The 21,571-nt window shown below is 62.4% G+C and carries 19 protein-coding genes and 4 tRNA genes; 17 read left to right on the forward strand and 6 right to left on the reverse strand.

What is annotated here, in order from left to right; all coding sequences use genetic code 11:
- Nucleotide 1 precedes the first annotated feature (1 nt).
- Nucleotides 2-2,122, reverse strand: a complete 2,121-nt coding sequence (locus HBO11_RS18210; RefSeq protein ID WP_169956801.1) for a TonB-dependent receptor — start codon at nt 2,120-2,122, stop codon at nt 2-4.
- Between the two features lie 195 nt (nt 2,123-2,317).
- Between HBO11_RS18210 and HBO11_RS18215 the strand changes: the two genes are divergently transcribed.
- The 9 genes from HBO11_RS18215 (at nt 2,318) to HBO11_RS18255 (ending at nt 10,318) form a co-directional block, all read left to right on the forward strand.
- The gene (locus HBO11_RS18215) at nt 2,318-3,343 is read left to right on the forward strand and encodes an NAD(P)H-dependent glycerol-3-phosphate dehydrogenase (protein ID WP_169956803.1); all 1,026 of its coding nucleotides are present in this window, start codon (nt 2,318-2,320) and stop codon (nt 3,341-3,343) included.
- A gap of 10 nt (nt 3,344-3,353) precedes the next feature.
- A complete protein-coding gene (locus HBO11_RS18220; protein ID WP_038447121.1) occupies nt 3,354-3,701 on the forward strand; it encodes a DUF4389 domain-containing protein in 348 nt (115 codons plus the stop codon).
- Nucleotides 3,698-4,147, forward strand: coding sequence for a phosphohistidine phosphatase SixA (gene sixA / locus HBO11_RS18225; RefSeq protein ID WP_169956804.1), 450 nt, complete (start codon nt 3,698-3,700; stop codon nt 4,145-4,147). Before HBO11_RS18220 ends, sixA begins: the two co-directional genes overlap by 4 nt.
- Before the next feature lie 223 nt (nt 4,148-4,370).
- Nucleotides 4,371-6,038 carry an AMP-binding protein gene (locus HBO11_RS18230; protein ID WP_169956806.1) on the forward strand — a complete coding sequence of 556 codons (1,668 nt, stop codon included), beginning with the start codon at nt 4,371-4,373 and terminating at the stop codon, nt 6,036-6,038.
- A gap of 30 nt (nt 6,039-6,068) precedes the next feature.
- Nucleotides 6,069-6,512, forward strand: a complete 444-nt coding sequence (locus HBO11_RS18235; RefSeq protein WP_169956808.1) for a hotdog fold thioesterase — start codon at nt 6,069-6,071, stop codon at nt 6,510-6,512.
- 97 nt (nt 6,513-6,609) lie between these two features.
- Nucleotides 6,610-7,413 carry an alpha/beta hydrolase gene (locus HBO11_RS18240; protein ID WP_169956810.1) on the forward strand — a complete coding sequence of 268 codons (804 nt, stop codon included), beginning with the start codon at nt 6,610-6,612 and terminating at the stop codon, nt 7,411-7,413.
- Nucleotides 7,410-8,264 (forward strand): alpha/beta hydrolase, encoded by an 855-nt coding sequence (locus HBO11_RS18245; protein WP_169956812.1) that lies wholly within the window; start codon nt 7,410-7,412, stop codon nt 8,262-8,264. Before HBO11_RS18240 ends, HBO11_RS18245 begins: the two co-directional genes overlap by 4 nt.
- Before the next feature lie 102 nt (nt 8,265-8,366).
- A complete protein-coding gene (locus HBO11_RS18250; protein ID WP_169956814.1) occupies nt 8,367-9,185 on the forward strand; it encodes a DUF4892 domain-containing protein in 819 nt (272 codons plus the stop codon).
- A 71-nt stretch (nt 9,186-9,256) separates the two neighbouring features.
- The gene (locus tag HBO11_RS18255; protein WP_169956816.1) at nt 9,257-10,318 is read left to right on the forward strand and encodes an AI-2E family transporter; all 1,062 of its coding nucleotides are present in this window, start codon (nt 9,257-9,259) and stop codon (nt 10,316-10,318) included.
- A 28-nt stretch (nt 10,319-10,346) separates the two neighbouring features.
- On the opposite strand, the gene HBO11_RS18260 is transcribed toward HBO11_RS18255, so the two are convergent.
- Entirely contained in the window at nt 10,347-11,387 is a 1,041-nt protein-coding gene (locus tag HBO11_RS18260; RefSeq protein WP_169956818.1) for an ATP-binding protein, read from the reverse strand.
- Complete coding sequence (locus HBO11_RS18265) at nt 11,387-12,136, reverse strand: response regulator (protein WP_169956845.1); 750 nt, start codon at nt 12,134-12,136, stop codon at nt 11,387-11,389. The genes HBO11_RS18260 and HBO11_RS18265 overlap by 1 nt, the downstream gene beginning before the upstream one ends.
- Nucleotides 12,137-12,402: 266 nt before the next feature.
- Here HBO11_RS18265 and pyrF point away from each other — a divergent pair, with 266 nt between their 5' ends.
- Entirely contained in the window at nt 12,403-13,101 is a 699-nt protein-coding gene (gene pyrF / locus HBO11_RS18270) for an orotidine-5'-phosphate decarboxylase (protein WP_029292743.1), read from the forward strand.
- A gap of 157 nt (nt 13,102-13,258) precedes the next feature.
- Here pyrF and HBO11_RS18275 read toward each other — a convergent pair whose 3' ends face one another.
- Nucleotides 13,259-14,266, reverse strand: coding sequence for an NADP-dependent oxidoreductase (locus tag HBO11_RS18275; RefSeq protein ID WP_169956820.1), 1,008 nt, complete (start codon nt 14,264-14,266; stop codon nt 13,259-13,261).
- 226 nt (nt 14,267-14,492) lie between these two features.
- On the opposite strand from HBO11_RS18275, the gene HBO11_RS18280 reads away from it, so the two are divergent.
- The 3 genes from HBO11_RS18280 (at nt 14,493) to HBO11_RS18290 (ending at nt 18,939) form a co-directional block, all read left to right on the forward strand.
- A complete protein-coding gene (locus tag HBO11_RS18280) occupies nt 14,493-15,254 on the forward strand; it encodes an SDR family oxidoreductase (RefSeq protein ID WP_169956822.1) in 762 nt (253 codons plus the stop codon).
- A gap of 205 nt (nt 15,255-15,459) precedes the next feature.
- Complete coding sequence (locus HBO11_RS18285; protein WP_169956823.1) at nt 15,460-16,884, forward strand: PLP-dependent aminotransferase family protein; 1,425 nt, start codon at nt 15,460-15,462, stop codon at nt 16,882-16,884.
- A 114-nt stretch (nt 16,885-16,998) separates the two neighbouring features.
- On the forward strand, nt 16,999-18,939 hold the full coding sequence (locus tag HBO11_RS18290) for a methyl-accepting chemotaxis protein (protein ID WP_169956825.1): 1,941 nt from the start codon (nt 16,999-17,001) through the stop codon (nt 18,937-18,939).
- Between the two features lie 136 nt (nt 18,940-19,075).
- On the opposite strand, the gene HBO11_RS18295 is transcribed toward HBO11_RS18290, so the two are convergent.
- Complete coding sequence (locus HBO11_RS18295) at nt 19,076-19,888, reverse strand: alpha/beta fold hydrolase (protein ID WP_170058937.1); 813 nt, start codon at nt 19,886-19,888, stop codon at nt 19,076-19,078.
- 125 nt (nt 19,889-20,013) lie between these two features.
- Nucleotides 20,014-20,784, reverse strand: a complete 771-nt coding sequence (locus HBO11_RS18300; RefSeq protein ID WP_092234781.1) for a hypothetical protein — start codon at nt 20,782-20,784, stop codon at nt 20,014-20,016.
- Between the two features lie 358 nt (nt 20,785-21,142).
- On the opposite strand from HBO11_RS18300, the gene HBO11_RS18305 reads away from it, so the two are divergent.
- From HBO11_RS18305 to HBO11_RS18320, 4 genes are all read left to right on the forward strand, one after another.
- Nucleotides 21,143-21,218: transfer RNA gene (locus tag HBO11_RS18305), tRNA-Glu, on the forward strand.
- A gap of 2 nt (nt 21,219-21,220) precedes the next feature.
- A tRNA-Gly gene (locus HBO11_RS18310) sits at nt 21,221-21,296 on the forward strand.
- A 105-nt stretch (nt 21,297-21,401) separates the two neighbouring features.
- A tRNA-Glu gene (locus HBO11_RS18315) sits at nt 21,402-21,477 on the forward strand.
- Nucleotides 21,478-21,480: 3 nt separating this feature from the next.
- A tRNA-Gly gene (locus tag HBO11_RS18320) sits at nt 21,481-21,556 on the forward strand.
- The last annotated feature ends 15 nt before the right edge of the window (nt 21,557-21,571 follow it).

Here is a 21,571-nt window from a genome sequence, read left to right on the forward strand (position 1 = left end):
GTCAGAACTCTAACTCCGCGCTGAAGTAGAGGACGTGGCGCTGGTCGTAGTTATTGTCGACCTGGGTGGTGGGCTGGTGGTCGAGGCGTTGTTGCAGCATGCCGGCCAGCTCCAGGTTGGCCTTGCCCAGGGCGATGCGTTTGGCGACTCGCATGTCGACCCGTTCAAAGCGATATTGATTGAGTGCATCGTTGCCATAATAGAACAGCGCGCTGGACCAGCCTTGCCCCCACTCGCGCATCCAGCCGGCCGAGCCGCTGTTGCGTGCGGTCTGTTGGCGGTCCAGCGCGTTGCTGGCGTCGGCATCCACGTAAGCATAGGTCAGGCGCAGGCGGTCGGCGGTACTCAAGTGCCAGTCCAGCTGGGTCTCGGTCCCGGTAAAACGCGAGCTGTTACTGTTGCTGGCGATGTACTGGTTGTTGCGCAAGGGCTCGCTGATCATGCCGGTGATTTCGTCATAGAACAGCTTGACGTCGAGGTTCAGCCCAATGTCGGCAAAAAAACCGTTGTAGCCCAGCTCCCGGGAGCGCATCAGCTCCTTGTCGAGGTCACCCGGGCCCCGGGTCTTGACGAAATACTGCCCGGAGTTCTGCCCGTACACGGGGGAACTGAGGTTGGTGACCCGGTAGCTCCAGTTCACATTGTTCTCGAACATGTCCGGCGAGCGGATGGCCTCGGAGTACACCGCGCGCAGCCCATGGCGCGGGTTGATCAGGTAGTTGACCGCGACCCTGGGCGTGAGCGAGTTGCCGCTCAATTGGGTGCTTTCGTACATTGCCCCGCCCTGCAACAGCCAGTGTTCGCTGGCGCGCCATTCCAGATGGCCGAACAGGCGCCAGGTGGTGTCGTCCAGCCGGCCATTGAAATAGGTGTCGGAGTCGGCGCGGTCGTAGCGGTAATTCATGCCGCTGACCAGGCGCAGGCTGTCGGACAGGCTCAGGGTGTCCTGTACTTCCAGGTCGTAGCGGCTTTCCTTGGTGCTTTGGTCGATGTTGCCGCAGACGCTTTCCTTGCCGCCTTGATTCCACTGTTCGATGACCTCTTGGGCCAGCGCCTGCTCGGCTGCGGAACCCTGCGGTGGGGTGCCGCCCTGGTAATCCTGCATGTGCCGCGCCAACTTTTCAGCGTAGTTGGGGTTCATTTGCCACAACTGTGTCAACTGCGGGCTGAACGAGACCTTGGCGTCACAGGCTTTCCACACCTGGCGGCGATCCCACTGCTGCGCCGAACCCTGGATATACAGGCTGTGGTCGGGATTGAAGTCGAAGTTCCAGCGCAGGGAGGCGGCGTAGTCCTTGGCGCTGACGTCGGAATCAGTCCCACCATCGGTAATCCCGGCAAACACCGGCTTGTAGGTGTACGGCCGCTGGTTGGTCCCTTCCTTGGCGTTGATCTGCCAGTCGATGCTTTGCTGCTGGTCGAGGGTCTGGCTGACTTTCAGGCTGAAGCGGTTGAGGCGCCGGCTATCGCGGTAGTCGGCACCCACCCGGTCGCTGTCAAAACCGTCGTCTTGTTGCCCGGACAGCGACAGCCGCAGGTTGCCGGTGTCCCAGCCCAGGCCCTGGCTGGCATACCAATCATTGATGCCGCGCTCGCCCCGGGTCATTTTCATCCGGGTGCCCAGGCTGTTGGCCGGCGAGCGGGTGAGGATATTGACCACTGCCATCAGCGCATTGGCGCCGTAGCTGACGGTATTGGGCCCACGGAACACCTCGATCCGCTCGATATCCTCCATGGCCACCGGAATATCGCTCCAGTCCACCGTGGCGAGGCCGGCGCGGTACACCGAGCGGCCATCGATCAGCACCTGCATGCGCCGTGCTTCGCTGGCATTGGTGCCGTGATAGTTGACGGCAGCCTGGTTGCCCGAGGTGTAGCCCACCATCATCCCCGGCACCAGGCGCAGCAACTCGGCGATATCCCGCGCGCCGCTGGCCTTGATCAGTTCGCTGTCGATCACCGTCATGCTGCCAGGCACGGCGGCGGCCGACTGCTTGAGCCGGGTCGCCGTGAGGACCTGGGGCAGCGGTTGGTTGTCGAGGAACAGATCGTCGGCCAGCAATGGCGTACTGACCAGCAGCGCCAGAAACACAGATGAACGAGGAGGAGGGCCCAAATACACGGCACGGCCTTGATAATTGCGGATAGCCGCCCATGTTAACTGAGGCGGGCGCTTTTGCCAGTCGGCGCTATCGCAATTACTGTGGTCTATCCGGCCATTTTCCGACAATCGCGGGAAATTACGGAAGGGCTGGCCGCCATCGGGCCGGCCCGTATAATGCCGCCATCGCCACTGCTATGGATTAACGGATTGCATATGACTGAACAGCGCCCAATTGCGGTCCTGGGAGGCGGAAGTTTTGGTACCGCCGTGGCTAATCTGCTGGCCGAGAACGGCCATCAGGTGCGTCAGTGGATGCGCGATCCCGAACAGGCCGAGGCCATCCGGGTCAACCGGGAAAACCCCCGTTACCTCAAGGGCATCAAGATTCATGCGGCGGTCACGCCGGTCACGGACCTGCAGGCCACCCTGGATGACTGCGACCTGTGCTTCGTCGCGCTGCCTTCCAGCGCCCTGCGCTCGGTGCTGGCGCCCCATGCCGAGCGGCTGGCGGGCAAGATGCTGGTCAGCCTGACCAAAGGCATCGAGGCCCAGACCTTCAAGCTGATGAGCGAAATCCTCGAGGACATCGCGCCCCAGGCCCGTATTGGCGTGCTCTCCGGGCCGAACCTGGCGCGGGAAGTGGCCGAACACGCCTTGACCGCCACCGTGGTCGCCAGTGAAGACGAGGCCCTGTGCGAACAGGTGCAGGCGGTGCTGCATGGCCGCACCTTCCGTGTCTATGCCAGTGCCGATCGCTTTGGCGTGGAGCTGGGCGGTGCGTTGAAAAACGTCTACGCCATCATCGCCGGCATGGCGGTGGCCCTGGGCATGGGGGAAAACACCAAGAGCATGCTGATCACCCGCGCGCTTGCGGAAATGACCCGCTTTGCGGTCAACCAGGGCGCCAACCCCATGACGTTCCTCGGCCTGGCCGGGGTGGGCGACCTGATCGTCACTTGCTCGTCGCCGAAAAGCCGCAACTACCAAGTGGGTTTTGCCCTGGGCCAGGGCTTGAGCCTGGAAGATGCCGTCACCCGCCTGGGTGAAGTGGCCGAAGGGGTCAACACCTTGAAGGTGCTCAAGGCCAAGGCCCAGGAGACCGGGGTCTATATGCCGTTGGTCGCCGGCCTGCACGCGATCCTGTTCGAAGGGCGCACCTTGAACCAGGTCATCGAGTTGCTGATGCGTGCCGAACCCAAGACCGATGTCGACTTTATTTCCACCAGTGGTTTCAACTGAGGAACGCGCGATGAACGATCCGAAAACAGCACCCAAGTATGAATCCATTGTCCTGCGCATCCTGTGGATGCTGGTGTTTGCCCTGGTCTGGCAAGTGGCGCAGTTCATCCTCGGGGCGTTGGTGGTGGTGCAGTTGATCTACCGCCTGATCTACGGCGCACCGAACCTGGGCCTGATGAACTTTGGCGACAGCCTCAGCCAGTTCCTCGCGCAGATTGGCCGTTTTGGCAGCTTCCACAGCGAGCAGAAACCCTGGCCCTTCGCTGATTGGCCAACCCCGCGCGCTCCGGAAGGCGAGGCCGCCCACAGCGTGCCGCCAGCCCCGCACCCGGTGCGCGATGAAGAGCCCAAGCTATGAAACTGTGGATATTGCGCCACGGAGAGGCCGAGTCCCATGCGTCCAGCGACGCCCAGCGCAACCTGACCGAGCGGGGCCGCGAAGAAGTGCTGCACAGCGCCGCGCACCTGATCGGCCAACCCATCAGCGCAATCATTGCCAGCCCTTATGCGCGGGCGCAGCAGACTGCACAGTTGGTGCGTGAGGCGCTGGGGTTTGTGCCAGAAATCCGCACCGTGCCGTGGCTGACGCCGGACGGCAACCCCCTGCAAGTGCTGGAAAAACTCGACACCGATGACAGTGTGCTGCTGGTCAGCCATCAGCCATTGGTGGGCAACCTGATCAGCTTTTTGCAGCACGGCCACCAGCGCCAGCCGCAACCGATGCACACCGCCAGCCTGGCGGAGCTGGAAGGGGACTTTCCGTTGGCGGGGCTGATGAGCCTCAATAGCGTCAAAAAACCCTGATTTTTCAGGCACGACACAATCACCTGTGGGAGCGAGCTTGCCCGCGAATACGGTGTATCAGTCAATGAATATATTGGCTGACACTGCGCATTCGCGAGCAAGCTCGCTCCCACACTTATTTGTGTTGTGTCAGTAAGGAACTTGCAGTGCTCCTTTGTGCATGGAATAGTCCACCAAGCAAGTGCTTGGTTGGCTACCATCGGAACACACAGGAGCGCGTCCCATGTCTGTCGCTTTTCGTTTGCCGCTGCAGGTCTTCTTTGAACGTGAGGCGCGCCATCCGCGCCAGCGCTTTCTGGTCCAGCCCCTGGGCGGCGGCGAGGTGCAGACGCTCACCTGGGGCGAAGCCGGTCACCAGGCCCGTTGTGCCGCCCATTGGCTGCGCGCGCGGGAGCTGCCCCAGGGCTCGCACATTGCCCTGATCTCGAAAAACTGCGCGCACTGGATCATCGCCGACCTGGCGATCTGGATGGCCGGGCATGTCTCGGTCCCGCTGTATCCCAACCTCACCGCCGATTCCGTGGCCCATGTGCTGGAGCACTCCGAGGCCGCGTTGGCGTTTATCGGCAAGCTTGACGACTGGCCAGCCATGGCCCCAGGCATCAAGGCCGGGCTTGCGACCATCAGCCTGCCGCTGTGCCCCGAAGGTGAGTTCGACTTCACCTGGGCCGACCTGCAAGCCTGCTCGCCGATCCAGGATGACCCCGCGCCTGCGGCCACGGACCTGGCCACCATCATTTACACCTCCGGCACCACTGGCCTGCCCAAGGGCGTAATGCATACCTTCGGCGGCCTGGCGTTCGCGGCGACCCGGGGTACCGAGCTGTTCGGCCTGGGGGAGGGCGATCGCCTGCTGTCTTACCTGCCGCTGTGCCATGTGGCCGAGCGAATGTTTGTCGAGATGGCGGCGATCTACACCGGGCAAACGGTGTTTTTTGCCGAAAGCCTCGACACCTTCCTCACTGACCTGCAGCGCGCCCGGCCCACGGCCCTGTTCGGCGTGCCGCGGATCTGGACCAAATTCCAGATGGGGGTGTACGGCAAAATCCCGGAAAAACGCCTGGACCTGCTGCTGCGCCTGCCATTTATCGGCAAGCGTGTAGGCCACAAGGTCCTTGCCGGCCTGGGGCTGGACGCGGTCCGGGTGGCCCTGTCCGGTGCCGCGCCGGTGCCCGAGGCGCTGCTGCGCTGGTACCAGCGCCTGGGCCTGGACGTGCTGGAGGTGTATGGCATGACCGAAAGTTGTGGTTACTCCCACGTCTGTCGCCCCGGCCAGCAGAAGATCGGCTGGATCGGCCTGCCATGCCCGGACGTGGAGGTGCGCATCGATCCGGCTGGCGAAGTCCAGGTACGCAGCGGCGCGACCATGCTCGGCTACTTCAAGGACCCGCAGAAGACCGCCGAGACCCTCACCGAGGACGGCTTCCTGCGTACCGGCGACAAGGGCGAGCAGGATGCCGAAGGCCGCTTGCGCCTGACCGGGCGCCTCAAGGAAATCTTCAAGACCAGCAAGGGCAAGTACGTGGCCCCGGCGCCCATCGAAAACCGCCTGGCGGAGCACGGGCGCATCGAGCAGGTGTGTGTGGTCGGCGATGGCCTGAGCGCGCCGATGGGCTTGTGCGTGCTGTCTGCGGTGGGCCTGCAAGAGGCAGCCAGCGAGGCCCGGCAATCCTTGCACGGCAGCCTGGAGCGCCTGCTGGAGGAGGTCAACCAGGTGCTGGATAAACATGAGCGCTTGCGTCAACTGGTGGTGGTGAAAGACAGTTGGGCCGTCGAAAACGGCTTTCTGACGCCGACCCTGAAGATCAAGCGCAACGTGATCGAGTCAACCTACGGTCCACAGTTCCAGGCCTGGAGCGCGCGCTCCGAGGCGGTGCTGTGGCAGGATTGAGCATTCAATAAAATCAATAAGGACACTGCAATGAGCCTGTGGCGCACCCTTCCCAATATCGAGCAACTCAATGCCATCCAGAAAAACACCATTGGTGAAGTGCTGGACATCCGTTTCGAACGCTTCGACGACGAGTCCCTGACCGCCAGCATGGTGATCGACCACCGCACCCATCAACCCTATGGCCTGCTGCACGGTGGGGCCTCGGTGGTGTTGGCCGAAACAGTCGGCTCCATGGCCAGCTATTTGTGCATCGACGCCAGCAAGTTCTACTGCGTGGGCCTGGAGATCAACGCCAATCACCTGCGCGGCCTGCGGTCCGGGCGGGTGACGGCGGTGGCCCGGGCGATCCATATCGGGCGCACCACCCATGTCTGGGACATTCGCCTGACCAGTGACGAGGGCAAGGCCAGTTGCGTGTCGCGCCTGACCATGGCCGTGGTGCCGCTGGGCGAGAACCCGCCAGCGCGATAGGCGTGGCGTGAGTGTCATCATTCCTGGCAGTTACAGTCATTGCTGTAGCGACCGGGGGTGGGGACAATCGATTTCTGTTTTTGAAGATGGGCAGGCTATGTCGCAACATGTGTTTTTCACCCATGCCAATGGCTTCCCTTCGGCGACCTACGGCAAATTGTTCGCGGCCCTGGCGCCGGAGTACGCAGTGGCGCACCTGTCACAGCACGGCCACGATCCGCGGTTTCCGGTGGATGACAACTGGCAGAACCTGGTGGACGAATTGATCCACCACCTGGAACAGCAACCGGAGCCGGTGTGGGGCGTCGGCCATTCACTGGGTGGGGTGTTGCATTTGCATGCGGCCTTGCGCTGCCCGCAGTTGTATCGCGGGGTGGTGATGCTCGACTCGCCGGTGCTGACCCTGGCCGACCGCTGGGTGATCCGTGCGGCCAAGCGTTTTGGCCTGATCGACCGTCTGACCCCGGCTGGCCGCACCCTGGGCCGGCGCGAAGAGTTCGCCGATCTGGAGGCCGCGCGCCAGTATTTTTCCGGCAAGACGTTGTTCCGCGGGTTTGACCCGGATTGCCTGGAGGCCTATCTGCAACACGGTTTGCACCAGGTCGGCGATCGCCTGCGCCTGCGGTTCGACCCGGCCACGGAAATCAGCATCTACCGCGGCGTGCCACACACCAGCCCTGGCCAGACTCGCCAATTGAAAGTGCCACTGGCCGTGGTACGCGGCCGGCAGAGCCGGGTGGTGATGCGCCATCACGCCAGCGGCGTCGCGCGCCTGCCCATGGGCGAGATGCTGACCATGCCCGGCGGCCACATGTTTCCCCTGGAGCGCCCGCAGGATACGGCGACCTTGATCAAGAACCTGTTCACCCGTTGGCAAGCCCGCGAGCGCAGTTGCGCATGACCGTGCCTGTCGAAGAAGTGCGCCTGAGCCTGCCGCATATCGAGCTGGCGGCCCATCTGTTCGGCCCGCAAGACGGCCTGCCGGTGATCGCCCTGCATGGCTGGCTGGACAACGCCAACAGCTTCGCGCGCCTGGCACCCAAGCTGCACGGCTTGCGTATTGTCGCCCTGGACATGGCCGGCCACGGCCACTCGTCCCATCGTCCGGCCGGCGCAGGTTATGCGCTGTGGGATTACGTGTTCGATGTACTGCAAGTGGCCGAACAACTGGGCTGGAAACGTTTTGCATTACTTGGCCACTCCCTCGGTGCAGTTGTTTCCACCGTACTGGCCGGGGCCATGCCGGAGCGCGTGACGCATTTGGCATTGATCGACGGCGTGATCCCGCCGACCGCCACCGGCGAGAACGCCGCCGAGCGCCTGGGCATGGCCTTGCAGGCGCAAATCAACCTGCAAGACAAGCGCAAGCCGGTGTATGGCAGCCTCGACCGGGCGGTGGAGGCGCGGATGAAAGGTGTGGTCGCCGTCAGCCGTGAAGCCGCGGAACTCCTGGCCCAGCGCGGCTTGATGCCGGTACCGGGCGGCTACACCTGGCGCAGCGACAGCCGCCTGACACTGGCCTCGCCGATGCGCCTGACGGAAGAACAGGCCATGGCCTTCGTGCGCCGGGTAGCTTGCCCTACGCAGTTGGTGGTCGCACAAGAGGGCATGCTGGCCAAGCATCCCGAGCTGCTTTCGCAGCTGCCGTTCACCGTGACGACCCTTGCAGGTGGCCATCATTTGCACCTGAATGACGAGCCGGGGGCCGCTCTTGTTGCAGACTGTTTCAATCGGTTCTTCACCGCGCCTTGACTTGGCGGGGGCAACTGTCGAGGCTGGGCGGATTGAAAGGGAGTCAACCATGAACAATCCGAATACCGCGAAGGCATCCACCGGCCCAGGCGCACCGATCCGATGAGTAGTGCCAAGGGAATTATCCGTGTGCTTGGGCTGTGCTGCGTCAGCCCGTTGGTTTTCGCTGCTGATCTACCGGGAAGCCAGGATCTGCCCAGCGTGGCCCGTCAGGTGGATGCGCAGATTGTCGACTACCGTCCCGCCGAAGAAAAAGAACGCATCTACCCGATGGGCGCGATCCGCAAGATCAGCGGCCAGTTACGTTACGAAGGCCAGGCCACGGCGCGTGGTCAAGTGACCGCCATCACCTATGAACTGCCCGCCGAGCACAGTTCCAGCGCGGCCTTCAAATCCACGCGCGAGGCCTTGCAAGAGCAGGGCGCACAGTTGCTGTTCTGGTGCCAGGCCCGCGATTGTGGCGAAAGCAGCCTGTGGGCCAACGAGGTCCTGGGCAATGCCAAGCTGGTGGGCGCCGATGGCCAGCAGGAATTCCTCTTGCTGCGCCTGGCCGCCCCCCAGGACAACTCCCTGGTGGCGCTGTACGGCATCACTCGCGGCAATCGCCGGGCGTACCTGCATGTGGAGCAAATGGACGCCAGCGCGCCCTTGGGGCAATTGCTGCCAACCTCGGCCACGTTGTTGCGCGAACTGAAAAGCACCGACGAGCTGGATTTCCCCTCGCTGGGGGCTGAGCCCGACGCCACGTGGCTGACCCTGATTTCCCGTGGATTGAACCTCGATACCACCTTGCGGGTCAGTTTGAGCGGGCCCAACGCCGAAGCCTGGCGCCAGGGCCTGATCGACAAGGGCGTACGCGCGGCGCGGTTGGAAACCGCCACTAGCGAGGCCAAGGGCCTGCATCTGCAAGTGATCCGCTGATCGTTCCAGGGCGAACGGACCCGTGCCGTTCGCCTAAGCTCTTCCTCTACAGACTTTTTTCGAGAAACCACATGCTCAACAATGATCGCCTGCTGGTGCAGATCCTGCTCCTGGTGCTGTTTGGTGCCAGTTTCTGGGTGATGGCGCCGTTCTGGTCGGCGCTGTTCTGGGGCGCGGTGCTGGCGTTTGCCAGTTGGCCGCTGATGCGCCTGTTGACCCGCGCCCTGGGTGGCCGCGAGTCCCTGGCCGCCGGGATCCTGACCCTGGGCTGGATGCTGCTGGTGGCGGTGCCGCTGGTGTGGCTGGGCTTCAACCTGGCCGACCACGTGCGCGACGCCGTGGCGCTGATCAAGGACGTCCAGGTCGACGGCCTGCCCGAGGCGCCCACCTGGCTGGGCTCCATCCCGTTTGTGGGAGAGCGGCTGGTGGGCATGTGGGACAGCATCGACCAACAGGGCGCAGCCTTGATGGTCACGATCAAGCCGTACCTGGGGCAGGTCGGCAACTGGCTGCTGGCCCGTAGCGCGCAGATCGGCGGCGGCATTCTGGAGCTGACCCTGAGCCTGGTGTTTGTGTTCTTTTTCTACCGCGACGGGCCGCGCCTGGCGATGTTCGTCCACCGTTTGCTGGAACGCTTGATTGGTGAGCGTGCCGGGTACTACATCGACCTGGTCGCCGGTACCGTACAGCGGGTGGTCAACGGCGTGATCGGCACCGCCGCCGCCCAGGCACTGCTGGCACTGATCGGCTTCCTGATCGCCGGCGTGCCGGGGGCACTGGTGCTGGGCATCGTCACCTTCCTGCTGAGCCTGATCCCCATGGGCCCGCCGCTGGTATGGATCCCGGCCACGGCCTGGCTGGTATGGAAGGGCGATTACACCTATGCGGTGTTCCTTGGCGTCTGGGGCACATTCATCATCAGCGGCGTGGACAACGTGCTCAAGCCGTACCTGATCAGCCGCGGCGGCAACCTGCCGCTGGTGATTGTGCTGCTGGGGGTATTTGGTGGCTTGATCGCGTTTGGCTTTATCGGCTTGTTTATCGGGCCGACCTTGCTGGCAGTGGCGTATAGCCTGTTGACGGATTGGAGCGCCAGCCAGGCGCAGGTTCGTCGCGAGGACAAGACAAACTGATCTCTGCTAGGAGCCGGCAGGCCGGCTCCTACAGGGGTTCGCTTCTGGGTAGCCACATTTTTGCCGTCAACCCACCGCCTGGTGTTTCCTCCAGGCTCAATCTACCCCCCAACCGCTCCACCGCCTCCTTGGCGATGGTCATCCCCAGCCCCACGCCCCCGGAATTACGGTTGCGCGAGCCTTCCAGCCGAAAAAACGCTTCGAACACCGCTTCCCGCTGTTCGGCGGCAATCCCCGGCCCATGGTCGATCACCCGAATCACCAGCGCCTGGGGGCTATCCTGCAGTTCAATGCGCGCCGTACCGGCATAGCGCAGGGCGTTGTCGATCAAGTTGTTCAGGCACGAGCGCAAGGCCATGGGTTGCACTTGCAGCGGGGCGCTTCGGCCCAGGCACTGCACGTCTGCGCCTTGGTCCTGGGCGTTTTCGCTCAAAGATTGCACCAGTGCCTGCACGTCCAGCCACTGTCGGCTTTCGCCGGTGCGTTGTTCGTGCAGGTAGCTCAAGGTGGCGTCGAGCATGCCGATCATGTCGTCCAGATCGTGGCGCATCTGGCCCTGCAAGCGCATATCGTCGATCTGCTCCAGGCGCAGCTTGAGCCGCGACAGCGGGGTGCGCAGGTCGTGGGACACTGCGCCGAGCATGCGCGCGCGCTGGCTGACTTGTTCGCGGATGCGCCGTTGCATCAGGTTGAAGGTCGAGGCAGCCTGGCGGGCTTCGCGCGGGCCGGATTCGTCCAGGGGCGGGCTGTCCAGGTCCAGGCTCAGGCGCTCGGCCGCCGCGCTCAAGCGCTGGATCGGGCGGCTGAGCAGCTTGGCGCCGAACCACGCGGCAATGATCAGCGAGATAAATTGGAAGGACAGCAGCACCACCGCGCCTCTGAGTCTGGGACGGCTATGTACCTGGGGCTCCAAGGTACCGTCCGCTTGTTCGACCAGCGTTGTGACAGGCGGTGGTGGTGGCGGGCCGTAATGCTGGAACCAAAGGATCGCCAGCACATGGGCCAGCACAATGCCCACCAGCAACACCCCGAACAGGCGGCCAAACAACGTGTTGAAGGCGTTGCGCATCAGCCAATGTCTCGCGCGTCGAACAGGTAGCCTTCACCGCGCACGGTCTTGATCAGTTGCGGGGCCTTGGGGTCGTCCCCCAGTTTCTGGCGCAGGCGCGAGACCAGCAGGTCGATGCTGCGGTCAAAGGCTTCGATCGAGCGCCCACGGGCGGCATCCAGCAACTGTTCGCGGCTGAGCACCCGGCGCGGACGTTCGATAAATACCCACAGCAAACGGAATTCGGCGTTGGACAGCGGCACCACCAGGCCGTTGTCGGCCACCAGTTGGCGCAGCACGCTGTTGAGGCGCCAGTTATCGAAGCGGATGTTGGTCCGCTGCTCGGTGCGCTCATCACGAACCCTGCGCAGGATGGTCTGGATCCGCGCCACCAGTTCCCGGGGTTCAAACGGCTTGGACATATAGTCGTCAGCCCCCAGTTCCAGGCCGATAATGCGGTCGGTGGGTTCGCAGCGGGCGGTCAGCATCAGGATCGGGATATCCGATTCGGCCCGCAGCCAGCGGCAAATCGACAAACCGTCTTCGCCCGGCAGCATCAGGTCGAGCACCACCACATCAAAGGTCTCGGCCAGCATGGCCTGGCGCATGGCGGCGCCATCGGTCACGCCGCTGGCGAGGATGTTGAAGCGGGCCAGGTAATCGATCAGCAGTTCGCGGATCGGCACATCGTCGTCGACGATCAGCGCGCGGGTGTTCCAGCGCTTGTCCTCGGTGGCGGGCTCGTGGTTCAGGGCACAAGGGGTATGCATGGTGCGATCATCTGCCTGGTTGACCGTCGGCCCAGGGGCGGCGACGGGGTAGGTGCGTTGAGCGTAGGCGCCGTGTCGGGGCATGCGGGCGAGGCTACTGGCGGGGCATGTTGCAGGCGTGTCGTGAATGTATCGACTTTGAAATATTAGCCGCTTCTCCCAGAAAAGTAGGCAGTCGGCGAGGATTTACCGATCATCGGATCCCGCAAAGCCGCTGCTTGCGCTACAATCCGCGCCGATTTCGACTTGCCTGAGAGCCCATTCCAATGTCCGTCTGCCAGACTCCTATCATCGTCGCCCTGGATTACCCCACTCGTGACGCCGCACTGAAGCTGGCTGACCAGTTGGACCCCAAGCTCTGCCGGGTCAAGGTCGGTAAGGAATTGTTCACCAGTTGCGCCGCAGAAATCGTCGGCACCCTGCGGGACAAAGGTTTTGAGGTGTTCCTCGACCTGAAATTCCACGATATCCCCAACACCACCGCAATGGCGGTCAAGGCCGCTGCCGAGATGGGCGTGTGGATGGTCAACGTTCACTGTTCCGGCGGCCTGCGCATGATGGCCGCGTGCCGTGAGGTGCTGGAGCAACGCAGCGGTCCCAAGCCGCTGCTGATCGGTGTAACCGTGCTGACCAGCATGGAGCGTGAAGACCTGGCCGGTATCGGCCTGGATATCGAGCCCCAGGAGCAAGTGCTGCGCCTGGCGGCCCTGGCGCAGAAGGCCGGCCTTGATGGCCTGGTCTGTTCCGCGCTGGAAGCCCAGGCGTTGAAGGCCGCCCATCCGGCGTTGCAGTTGGTGACTCCGGGGATTCGCCCGGCGGGCAGCGCCCAGGACGACCAGCGCCGCATCCTTACCCCGCGCCAGGCGCTGGATGCGGGTTCTGATTACCTGGTGATTGGTCGCCCGATCAGCCAGGCGGCTGATCCGGCCAAGGCCCTGGCGGCGGTGGTTGCCGAAATCGCCTGATGCCCTTGCGCTAAAAATGTGGGAGCTGGCTTGCCAGCGATACAGGCACCTCGGTTTTTCAGTCAGTCCGAGGTGATGCTATCGCAGGCAAGCCAGCTCCTACATTTGCTTATGGTGTGTCGGCTGGCACCCAATCCCACAAGGGCTCTGTGGGGTGTCAGTTGACCTTGAGTACCAACTTGCCAAAGTTCTCGCCGTTGAACAGCTTCATCAGCGTCTCCGGGAACGTCTCCAGCCCCTCGACAATATCTTCCTTGCTCTTGAGCTTGCCCTGCGCCATCCAGCCGGCCATTTCCTGGCCGGCGGCGGCAAAGTTCGCCGCGTGGTCCATCACCACAAACCCTTCCATGCGCGCCCGATTGACCAGCAGCGACAAGTAGTTGGCCGGGCCCTTCACGGCTTCCTTGTTGTTGTACTGGCTGATGGCACCGCAGATCACTACCCGCGCCTTCAGCGCGAGGCGGCTGAGCACGGCATCGAGGATATCGCCGCCCACGTTGTCGAAATACACGTCCACGCCTTTCGGGCATTCGCGCTTGAGGGCCGTCGGCACGTCTTCGTGCTTGTAGTCGATGGCCGCATCGAACCCCAGTTCATCCAGCAAGAACTTGCACTTGTCGGCGCCGCCGGCAATCCCGACCACGCGGCATCCCTTGATCTTGGCGATCTGCCCGGCAATGCTGCCCACCGCCCCGGCGGCGCCGGAAATCACCACGGTGTCGCCGGCCTTAGGCGCGCCGGTGTCGAGCAGCGCGAAGTAGGCGGTCATGCCGGTCATGCCCAGCGCCGACAGATAGCGCGGCAACGGCGCCAGTTTCGGGTCGACCTTGTAGAAACCTCGCGGCTCGCCGAGGAAGTAATCCTGCACGCCCAGGGCGCCATTCACGTAATCGCCTACGGCGAATTTCGGGGTGTTCGAGGCGATGACCTGGCCTACGCCCAGGGCGCGCATGACTTCACCGATGCCTACCGGCGGGATGTAGGACTTGCCTTCATTCATCCAGCCACGCATGGCCGGGTCGAGGGACAGGTACTCATTACGCACCAGTACCTGGCCGTCCGCCAGGTTGCCCACTGGCACTTCCTGAAAGGTAAAGGTGTCCCGCGTGGCCGCGCCGACCGGGCGTTTGGCAAGCAGGAATTGGCGGTTGGTCTGGGCAGTCATGGCAGGGACTCTGGGTAAATGAACCTCAAGTGATAGACCTTCCAGGCGCCAGGAGCAAGTTCGGCCGATGCCTGCGAATGCCCGTCGATAGGCTGGCTTGATAGTGGGCACGGCACACTTATCACTGCCACGCATGGGCGTTCAACCGGCCTTCTGATAGTGCTGACGCGCGGCGCCGGGCACTGGCTATGCTGGGCGAACGGGTATTCATCCAAGGATAAAAGCTATGAGCATGACGTTTTCCGGCCAGGTCGCCCTGGTCACTGGTGCCGCCAACGGCATTGGCCGCGCCACGGCACTGGCATTTGCCGAGGAAGGCTTGAAGGTGGTGGTCGCCGACCTGGATGTGACGGGCGGCGAGGGCACGGTCGCGCTGATCCGCGAGGTGGGCGGTGAGGCGGTGTTCGTGCGCTGCAACGTCACCCTGGAGGAGGATGTAAAAAAACTGATGCAGCAGGTGTTGAACAGTTATGGCCGCCTGGACTATGCGTTCAACAATGCCGGCATCGAAATCGAACAAGGCAAGTTGGCCGACGGCACCCTGGATGAGTTCGACGCGATCATGGGGGTCAACGTCAAGGGCGTGTGGTTGTGCATGAAGTACCAGTTGCCGTTGCTGCTGGCCCAGGGCGGCGGGGCGATCGTCAATACCGCGTCGGTGGCCGGGTTGGGGGCTGCGCCGAAGATGAGCATTTATGCGGCGTCCAAGCATGCGGTGATTGGCCTGACCAAGTCTGCGGCCATCGAGTACGCGAAAAAGAAAATCCGCGTCAACGCCGTGTGCCCGGCGGTGATCGACACCGACATGTTCCGCCGCGCCTATGAAGCCGATCCGCGCAAGGCCGAATTTGCCGCCGCCATGCACCCGGTCGGGCGTATTGGTACGGTCGGGGAAATCGCCAGTGCGGTCCTGTATTTGTGCAGCGATGGTGCGGCGTTCACCACCGGACATGCATTGGCGGTGGATGGTGGGGCGACCGCTATTTAGGACCTGCTGCCGTGCACCACTGGGAAAGTGATTTGAGGCGCTGTGGGGCGTTTCCGCAGGTGGCAAGATGCCTTGGTTTATTGTGTTTCAATAGGTAAATAATTCAATAAAATCAATGATTTAATAAATTTATGAGCAGGGTGATCCGGACCTTCTGTGCTTAACTGTTTTGAGTTAAAAGCCAAACAGTTGAAGGGGGTGGCTCATGGATTTAGGGATCAATCGACAAGCCCTTGTACCGGTGGTTCAGCAAATTGTCAGCGCCATTGCCGCATGGATCCGAGAGAGCGGGGTCAGCCCTGGAACGCGCCTGCCGTCCATCCGGCAACTGGCTCATGACAACCTGCTCAGTCAATCCAATGTGATCGAGGCCCTGGAGCGCATGGTGGCCGAAGGGGTGTTGGCCTCAAGGGCCGGCTCGGGGTTTGTTATCGCCGAACAACCTGTGGCCAGCAGTCCACTGGCAGAGTGCCAGTGGTACGAGGGCGCGGAGCGCAGGTGGGGAGCCTTTACCGATAACCAGTTGGGTGAATTGAAGCTGGGGTGCGGCTGGCTGCCGGACTCCTGGCGTGAAAGTGATGACATCAGCTACGCGATTCGCGAAATCAGCCGTACCGATACCGCAGGGGTTTTCAACTACAGCACACCCCTGGGGTTGCCGGTGTTGCGTGAGCAATTGCACAAGCGCCTGACGCAGATCCAGGTGGCCAGCAGTACCGAACGCATTCTCACCACCCATGGTGCCAGCCATGCCCAGGACCTGCTGATCCGCACCTTGCTCAAGGCCGGCGATACGGTGGTGGTTGAGACCCCTGGCTACGGCAACCTTTATCGTCAGTTGGCCTTCCACGGCGTCAAGTTGCTGGAGGTCCCCAGGACCCGCAGTGGCCCGGACATCCAGGCCCTGGAGGCGCTGCTGGCCAGCCACCGCCCCAAGTGCCTGTTCGTCAACAGCCTCTACCACAACCCGACCGGTAGTAGCCTCTCGCGGACAGTGGCCGAGCGCCTGCTGCACCTGGCCCACGCCCGGGACTTCCTGATTGTCGAGGAGGATGTCTACGGCGACCTGCAACATGCTTCCTGTATCCGGCTGGCGGCATTGGCCCATGGTGATCGGGTCATCTATGTCTCGAGTTTTTCCAAGACCCTGAGCAGCGCCCTGCGAGTCGGCTATCTCACTGCCAGCACGGCCTTGATCGGCCAAGTGCTCAAGCTCAAGACCCTGACGGGCCTGGGCACCTCGCGCTTCGCCGAAGCGATGGTGGCGAGCCTGCTGGCCAACGGCACCTACCGCAAATGGGTGCAACGCCTGCGCCGTCGCTTGAGCACGGAGATGGCGAAGACGTTGCAGGTGCTGGAGGACGAAGAGTGGGAGGTGTTTGCGGTACCTGCAGGTGGCATGTTTGTGTGGGCGCGCCCCGGCGCAGTGGATGGCACGAGGTTGCATGCCAGGGCGCGGCAGCTTGGGGTCCTGCTGTCTTCCGGGGAGTTGTTCAGCCCGACCGGCGAGCACGCCGATTGGCTACGGATCAACGTGGCCTATGCCTGTGATCACCGGGCCCTGGCGTTGTTCAAGGCGATGGGGCCTGCAGGATCGACCTCCACCATTCTGAAAACGACGGGTATGTAGCTTTTTGCCATTATTGTGGCGCCAACGTCTTGTGTTGCGGGGGCCGGGGTTGCGAATCTCGTTGCATGGATACCGGGCTTGCTGGCATTCGCCACGCCAAGAGGATTTTGCGCAATGATTTTGGCCGTGCAACGACGATTTGCCAACCTTGGGCTGGCCAGGAAACTGGGGCTGGGGTTTGCCCTGGTATTACTGCTGACGGCCCTGGTGGCGGCGATTGGCGTGTGGTCCCTGCAAACCGTTGGCCAGCGTTTTGTGGGGCTCAAGGGCATGTCTTCGCTCAATGAAGGGCTGCTGAACGTGCGCCTGATCGAGCAGGAGTATGCGTTGCGCACCGACGCCAAGTCGGTCGAGGCCCTGCACCAGCGGGTCGATAGCCTGTTGGCCGAGGCGCTGACGCTGAACATGAGCGAGGTCGGGCAGGCCCTGGGTGCCTATCGCAAGGCGTTTGACGAGTTTGTCGAGCTGACCCAGGCCAAGGACCTGGCGCTGGAAATGGCCAGTTGGTCGGTGTCCAGCGTGGCCAACAACCTTGATGTACTGCAGGCCGGCCTGGCCGACGACGGGGCCTATGGCCTCAAGGAAAGCCAGGGCAGGGAGGGCGCCGAGTTTATCGAGCAGGCCGGCCAGGTGGCGCAGGTCTCGCGCCTGATGTTGCAGGCCATGAACGAAGCGCGGGTGCGTCTGGATCAAAGCCGCAAGGGTGATGAGGACAGTGCCGGGCAAGGCCGCATCGAACAGGCTGACCAGGCCCTGGCCCAGGCCGAACAACTGAAGACCCTGGTCAAGGACCCCGGCTATCAGACGGTGCTTAATGAAGTGGTCGGGCACATCGGCGCCTTCAGCGAAAAACTCACCGAATACACCGGCCTGTTGGCCCAGGAAAAGATCGTCTACCAGCAGTTGCATGAGCGGGCGGCGCAGGTGGTGGCGCAGGTCAACCAGGCCTATGCCGCCCAGGACCAGTCGATGCAGGCGCAGTTGGCCAAGAGCAGCTTGCTGATCATTGTTTCGTCGGCCCTGGCCTTGTTGGTGGGGGTGATTGCGGCGTGGCTGATTACCCGGTTGATCGTGCTGCCGCTGCGCAGCGTGATTGGCGTGGCCCGGCAGATTGCCGCCGGGGATCTCAGCGGGCGCATGGAGGTGAGCCGACAGGACGAAATGGGCCAGTTGATGCAGGCGATGCAGCAGATGGGCGGGGGCCTGAGCAGCATGGTCAGCGGGTTGCAGGCGGGCATTGCGCAATTGGCCAGCTCGGCTCAGTCGTTGTCCAGCGTGACCGAGCAGACCAACCTCGAAGTCAGCAACCAGAAAGAAGAAACCGAGCAAGTCGCCACCGCCATGAACCAGATGGCCGCCACGGTGCATGATGTGGCGCGCAATGCCGAGCAGGCCGCCCAAGCGGCGCAAACCGCCGACGACAAGGTCGACAGCGGCCAACAGGTGGTGCGCCAGAGCTTGCAGCGCATCGAGTTGCTGGCCAGTTCGGCGACATCCGCCAGTACCAGCATCGAGAGCCTGAGCGCGGAAATCCAGAACATTGGCAGCGTGCTGGAGGTGATCAAAAGCGTGGCCGAGCAGACCAACCTGCTGGCACTCAACGCGGCCATCGAGGCGGCACGCGCCGGCGAGCAAGGGCGCGGCTTCGCGGTGGTCGCCGATGAAGTGCGGGCCCTGGCCCGGCGCACCCAGCAATCGACGGAAGAAATCGAACGTCTGGTCAGCACCCTGCGCAGTGCAGCGCAGTCCTCGGTGCGGGATATCCAGCACAGTGGCGAGCTGGTGAAACTGGCCGTCAGCGATGCCCTGGAAACCGAAAGCGCCTTGGGCAGCATTGCGGCGGCGGTCTCGCTGATCCAGCAGATGAACCAGCAGATCGCGGCGGCCGCCGAACAGCAGAGCTCAGTGGCCGAAGAGATCAACCGTAGCGTCACCAGCATCCGCGCCAGTGCCGATCAATCGGCGCTGAGCATGCAGGGTAACGCCGCGTCGAGCATCGAGTTGGCGCAACTGGGGGCGGAACTCAAGGGGATGGTGGGGCATTTCCGGTTGTAATCATATTCAGGACCGGAACGAGTTCCCTGTGGGAGCTGACACCCTGAGGTGTACATCGCGGGCAAGCCCGTTCCCACAGGGGAATGTAGCTGCGTGCCTCGGCATCTCATCCATGTTGGAGATACGCAAGGTGTGATCAGGCGTGATTTGCCAAAAAGGTCAGCAGCGCCTCATTGACGAAATCCGGGTTTTCCCGGCTGGAGATATGCCCTGCACCCGGGATCAATACCAGATCGCAGCCAATCAGCTCAGCCATCTCCTGCGCCTCTGCGGATGGGCGCGGCTGGTCTTCGTCACCGCACATCACCAACGTAGTATCGGAGTTCAGGCGGCACAGGCCTGCCATCGCATCACCTCGACCGAAAATCAGGCGCCCCAGGGGCACAATGCTCTGTAGCAGGCGATCCTTGGGGAAGTCACGCAGGGATTGGCGGAAGTCCTGATACAGCGCAGAGTCGCGGTCGATGCCGGGGCGGAAGAAGATCGGCACGATGATATCCAATAGCGCATCTGAGATAGCACCCGTGGCTTCAATCGCGCTGAGCAGCGCGAAATACTTTTCGCGGGTCGCCTCAGGCTCTGCGCCCAGGTAGGTGTCCATCAGCACCAGGCTATTGACCCGCTCGGGCGCCAGTAGCGCCAGCGGGGCGCCCCACATGCCGCCGACTGACAAACCCACCAGATTGACCTTGGCAAGGCCCAGGTGGTCCAGTAGCGCCAGGGCCTGGCGCGCCAGGTCGTCCAGGCTCTGGGTCGATGCTGGCAGTGGGCCGGACTCACCGTGGCCCCACAGCTCTGGCACGATCACTCGGTACTGTTGCGACAGGGCGGCGATCTGCGGTGCCCACATCTGCTGGTCCCACAGGTAGCTCTGGCCGAGCAGGACAGCTGGGCCAGAACCCTGGTCCACGTAGTGCAAGGGCTGATCATCAATGATGGCGATAGGCACGGCTTGCCTCCTTGGTTAAGTGCATGAAGTGCACTTTTGTACGCGAATTATAGAAGGGGGGATAGCCGCAGGATGATGGCACCGAGTGCAGGAAATGCACCCGGTGACTTAAGTACAGGAGGGGGTCAATCGTAGATGACTTTCTTTTTCCATTCGGCATCCGCGTCATCGGCCTTTAAGCCTGCGGTCAGTTCATTGACCTCTTCTGCGGTTTGCTGGCTGTTGGTCAGCACCATGGAGTTGGCGCGCGCCAATTGTTTTTCCAGCAGTTGCAGGTGCTGGCTGTAGGTGGCCGGCTCAGGCTGCTTGCGCAGGTATTGCACGCCGCGCTCGAACGCCAGGCGCGCCTGGCCGGGTTGCGCCTGTTGCAACGCGTGCTGGCCAAGATTGTTGAAGAACTCGATGTGCAGCAGCACCAGCAGGTGACGGATCTCGCGGATCCAGTGCTTGGCCTCATTGGTCGGCAAAAAGCCGTCCTGGGCGGCGCGGGTGACCTGGCCGTGCAGGGCTTCGAGCAGAAAGCGCACATCCTTGGCCTTGGCTTCGGTCTGGATCGGTCCCGGGGGGTTGTTCACCGGGATCGATTCGCCCTGGCCTACCAGTGCTTCCAACTCGGCAATACGTGCCTTGATAGTGGCGCTGGATTTGTTCAGGTGAAGCATGCGTTGGTTGACGTTCAGTTCCAGGCGGGTCAGCAGCAGCTTGAGCTGCGGCGTCATCAGTTGGCCAGGGAACGTCTCGGTGATCTCGCCACAGCGGCGCAGCCGATCGTTGAGTTCGATCTGGGCACGGGCCTTTTCCAGTTTGTTGTTTTCCACCACGTGGTTCATGTAGCCAATGGCGATCAGTATTACGATCCCGGCTATTACCAGCAGGGTGATCATGAGTGGTGTCACCGGTGTGACCTCTTTATGGGATGTGCGTTGAAGTGTAGTGATTGGCGCATGCGGCGGATAGGACTCTTCGACGAGATGAGTCGGTGCTTTCATCTGTATATGTAGGCATCGTCTTTATAGATGCACATTGCCATCATTCGCGGGTGGGGACTATAACGCCTTGTCGGGCGCCAGAATATAGGCGCCAAAGCCTGGACGGCGAGAAACCCCGGGAGTGCCTGGAAAGCAGGGGGAAGTCATTGATTTAAATAAATTTATCCTTGGGGGTTGACGACCTTTCAATCCATCCATAGAATGCGCGCCACTTACAGCGTAAAGCACACAGCGAAACGCGGTAGGGAGTGAATGTTGTACGTGTGTCCCCTTCGTCTAGTGGCCTAGGACACCGCCCTTTCACGGCGGTAACAGGGGTTCGAGTCCCCTAGGGGACGCCATTGCGGGAATAGCTCAGTTGGTAGAGCACGACCTTGCCAAGGTCGGGGTCGCGAGTTCGAGTCTCGTTTCCCGCTCCATTTTTAAACAGTGTGGCTTTCGGGCGGCACTGAGTGAAACCAGGACCAAGTCTTCGGACAAGGCCTCTGGGCACTGGAATACACACCATGTGTTTCAGTTAGCGTGTCCCCTTCGTCTAGTGGCCTAGGACACCGCCCTTTCACGGCGGTAACAGGGGTTCGAGTCCCCTAGGGGACGCCATTTGCGGGAATAGCTCAGTTGGTAGAGCACGACCTTGCCAAGGTCGGGGTCGCGAGTTCGAGTCTCGTTTCCCGCTCCAAATTATGATCTACAG

It is taken from the genome of Pseudomonas sp. WS 5010 (assembly GCF_012985565.1).
In the GTDB taxonomy this organism is placed as follows: Bacteria; Pseudomonadota; Gammaproteobacteria; order Pseudomonadales; family Pseudomonadaceae; genus Aquipseudomonas.

Coding starts and splice junctions, on each gene's coding strand:
- HBO11_RS18215 (WP_169956803.1), top strand. CDS start 2,318: ATGACTGAACAGCGCCCAATTGCGGTCCTGGGAGGCGGAAGTTTTGGT.
- HBO11_RS18220 (WP_038447121.1), top strand. CDS start 3,354: ATGAACGATCCGAAAACAGCACCCAAGTATGAATCCATTGTCCTGCGC.
- sixA (WP_169956804.1), top strand. CDS start 3,698: ATGAAACTGTGGATATTGCGCCACGGAGAGGCCGAGTCCCATGCGTCC.
- HBO11_RS18230 (WP_169956806.1), top strand. CDS start 4,371: ATGTCTGTCGCTTTTCGTTTGCCGCTGCAGGTCTTCTTTGAACGTGAG.
- HBO11_RS18235 (WP_169956808.1), top strand. CDS start 6,069: ATGAGCCTGTGGCGCACCCTTCCCAATATCGAGCAACTCAATGCCATC.
- HBO11_RS18240 (WP_169956810.1), top strand. CDS start 6,610: ATGTCGCAACATGTGTTTTTCACCCATGCCAATGGCTTCCCTTCGGCG.
- HBO11_RS18245 (WP_169956812.1), top strand. CDS start 7,410: ATGACCGTGCCTGTCGAAGAAGTGCGCCTGAGCCTGCCGCATATCGAG.
- HBO11_RS18250 (WP_169956814.1), top strand. CDS start 8,367: ATGAGTAGTGCCAAGGGAATTATCCGTGTGCTTGGGCTGTGCTGCGTC.
- HBO11_RS18255 (WP_169956816.1), top strand. CDS start 9,257: ATGCTCAACAATGATCGCCTGCTGGTGCAGATCCTGCTCCTGGTGCTG.
- HBO11_RS18260 (WP_169956818.1), bottom strand. CDS start 11,387: ATGCGCAACGCCTTCAACACGTTGTTTGGCCGCCTGTTCGGGGTGTTG.
- HBO11_RS18265 (WP_169956845.1), bottom strand. CDS start 12,136: ATGCATACCCCTTGTGCCCTGAACCACGAGCCCGCCACCGAGGACAAG.
- pyrF (WP_029292743.1), top strand. CDS start 12,403: ATGTCCGTCTGCCAGACTCCTATCATCGTCGCCCTGGATTACCCCACT.
- HBO11_RS18275 (WP_169956820.1), bottom strand. CDS start 14,266: ATGACTGCCCAGACCAACCGCCAATTCCTGCTTGCCAAACGCCCGGTC.
- HBO11_RS18280 (WP_169956822.1), top strand. CDS start 14,493: ATGAGCATGACGTTTTCCGGCCAGGTCGCCCTGGTCACTGGTGCCGCC.
- HBO11_RS18285 (WP_169956823.1), top strand. CDS start 15,460: ATGGATTTAGGGATCAATCGACAAGCCCTTGTACCGGTGGTTCAGCAA.
- HBO11_RS18290 (WP_169956825.1), top strand. CDS start 16,999: ATGATTTTGGCCGTGCAACGACGATTTGCCAACCTTGGGCTGGCCAGG.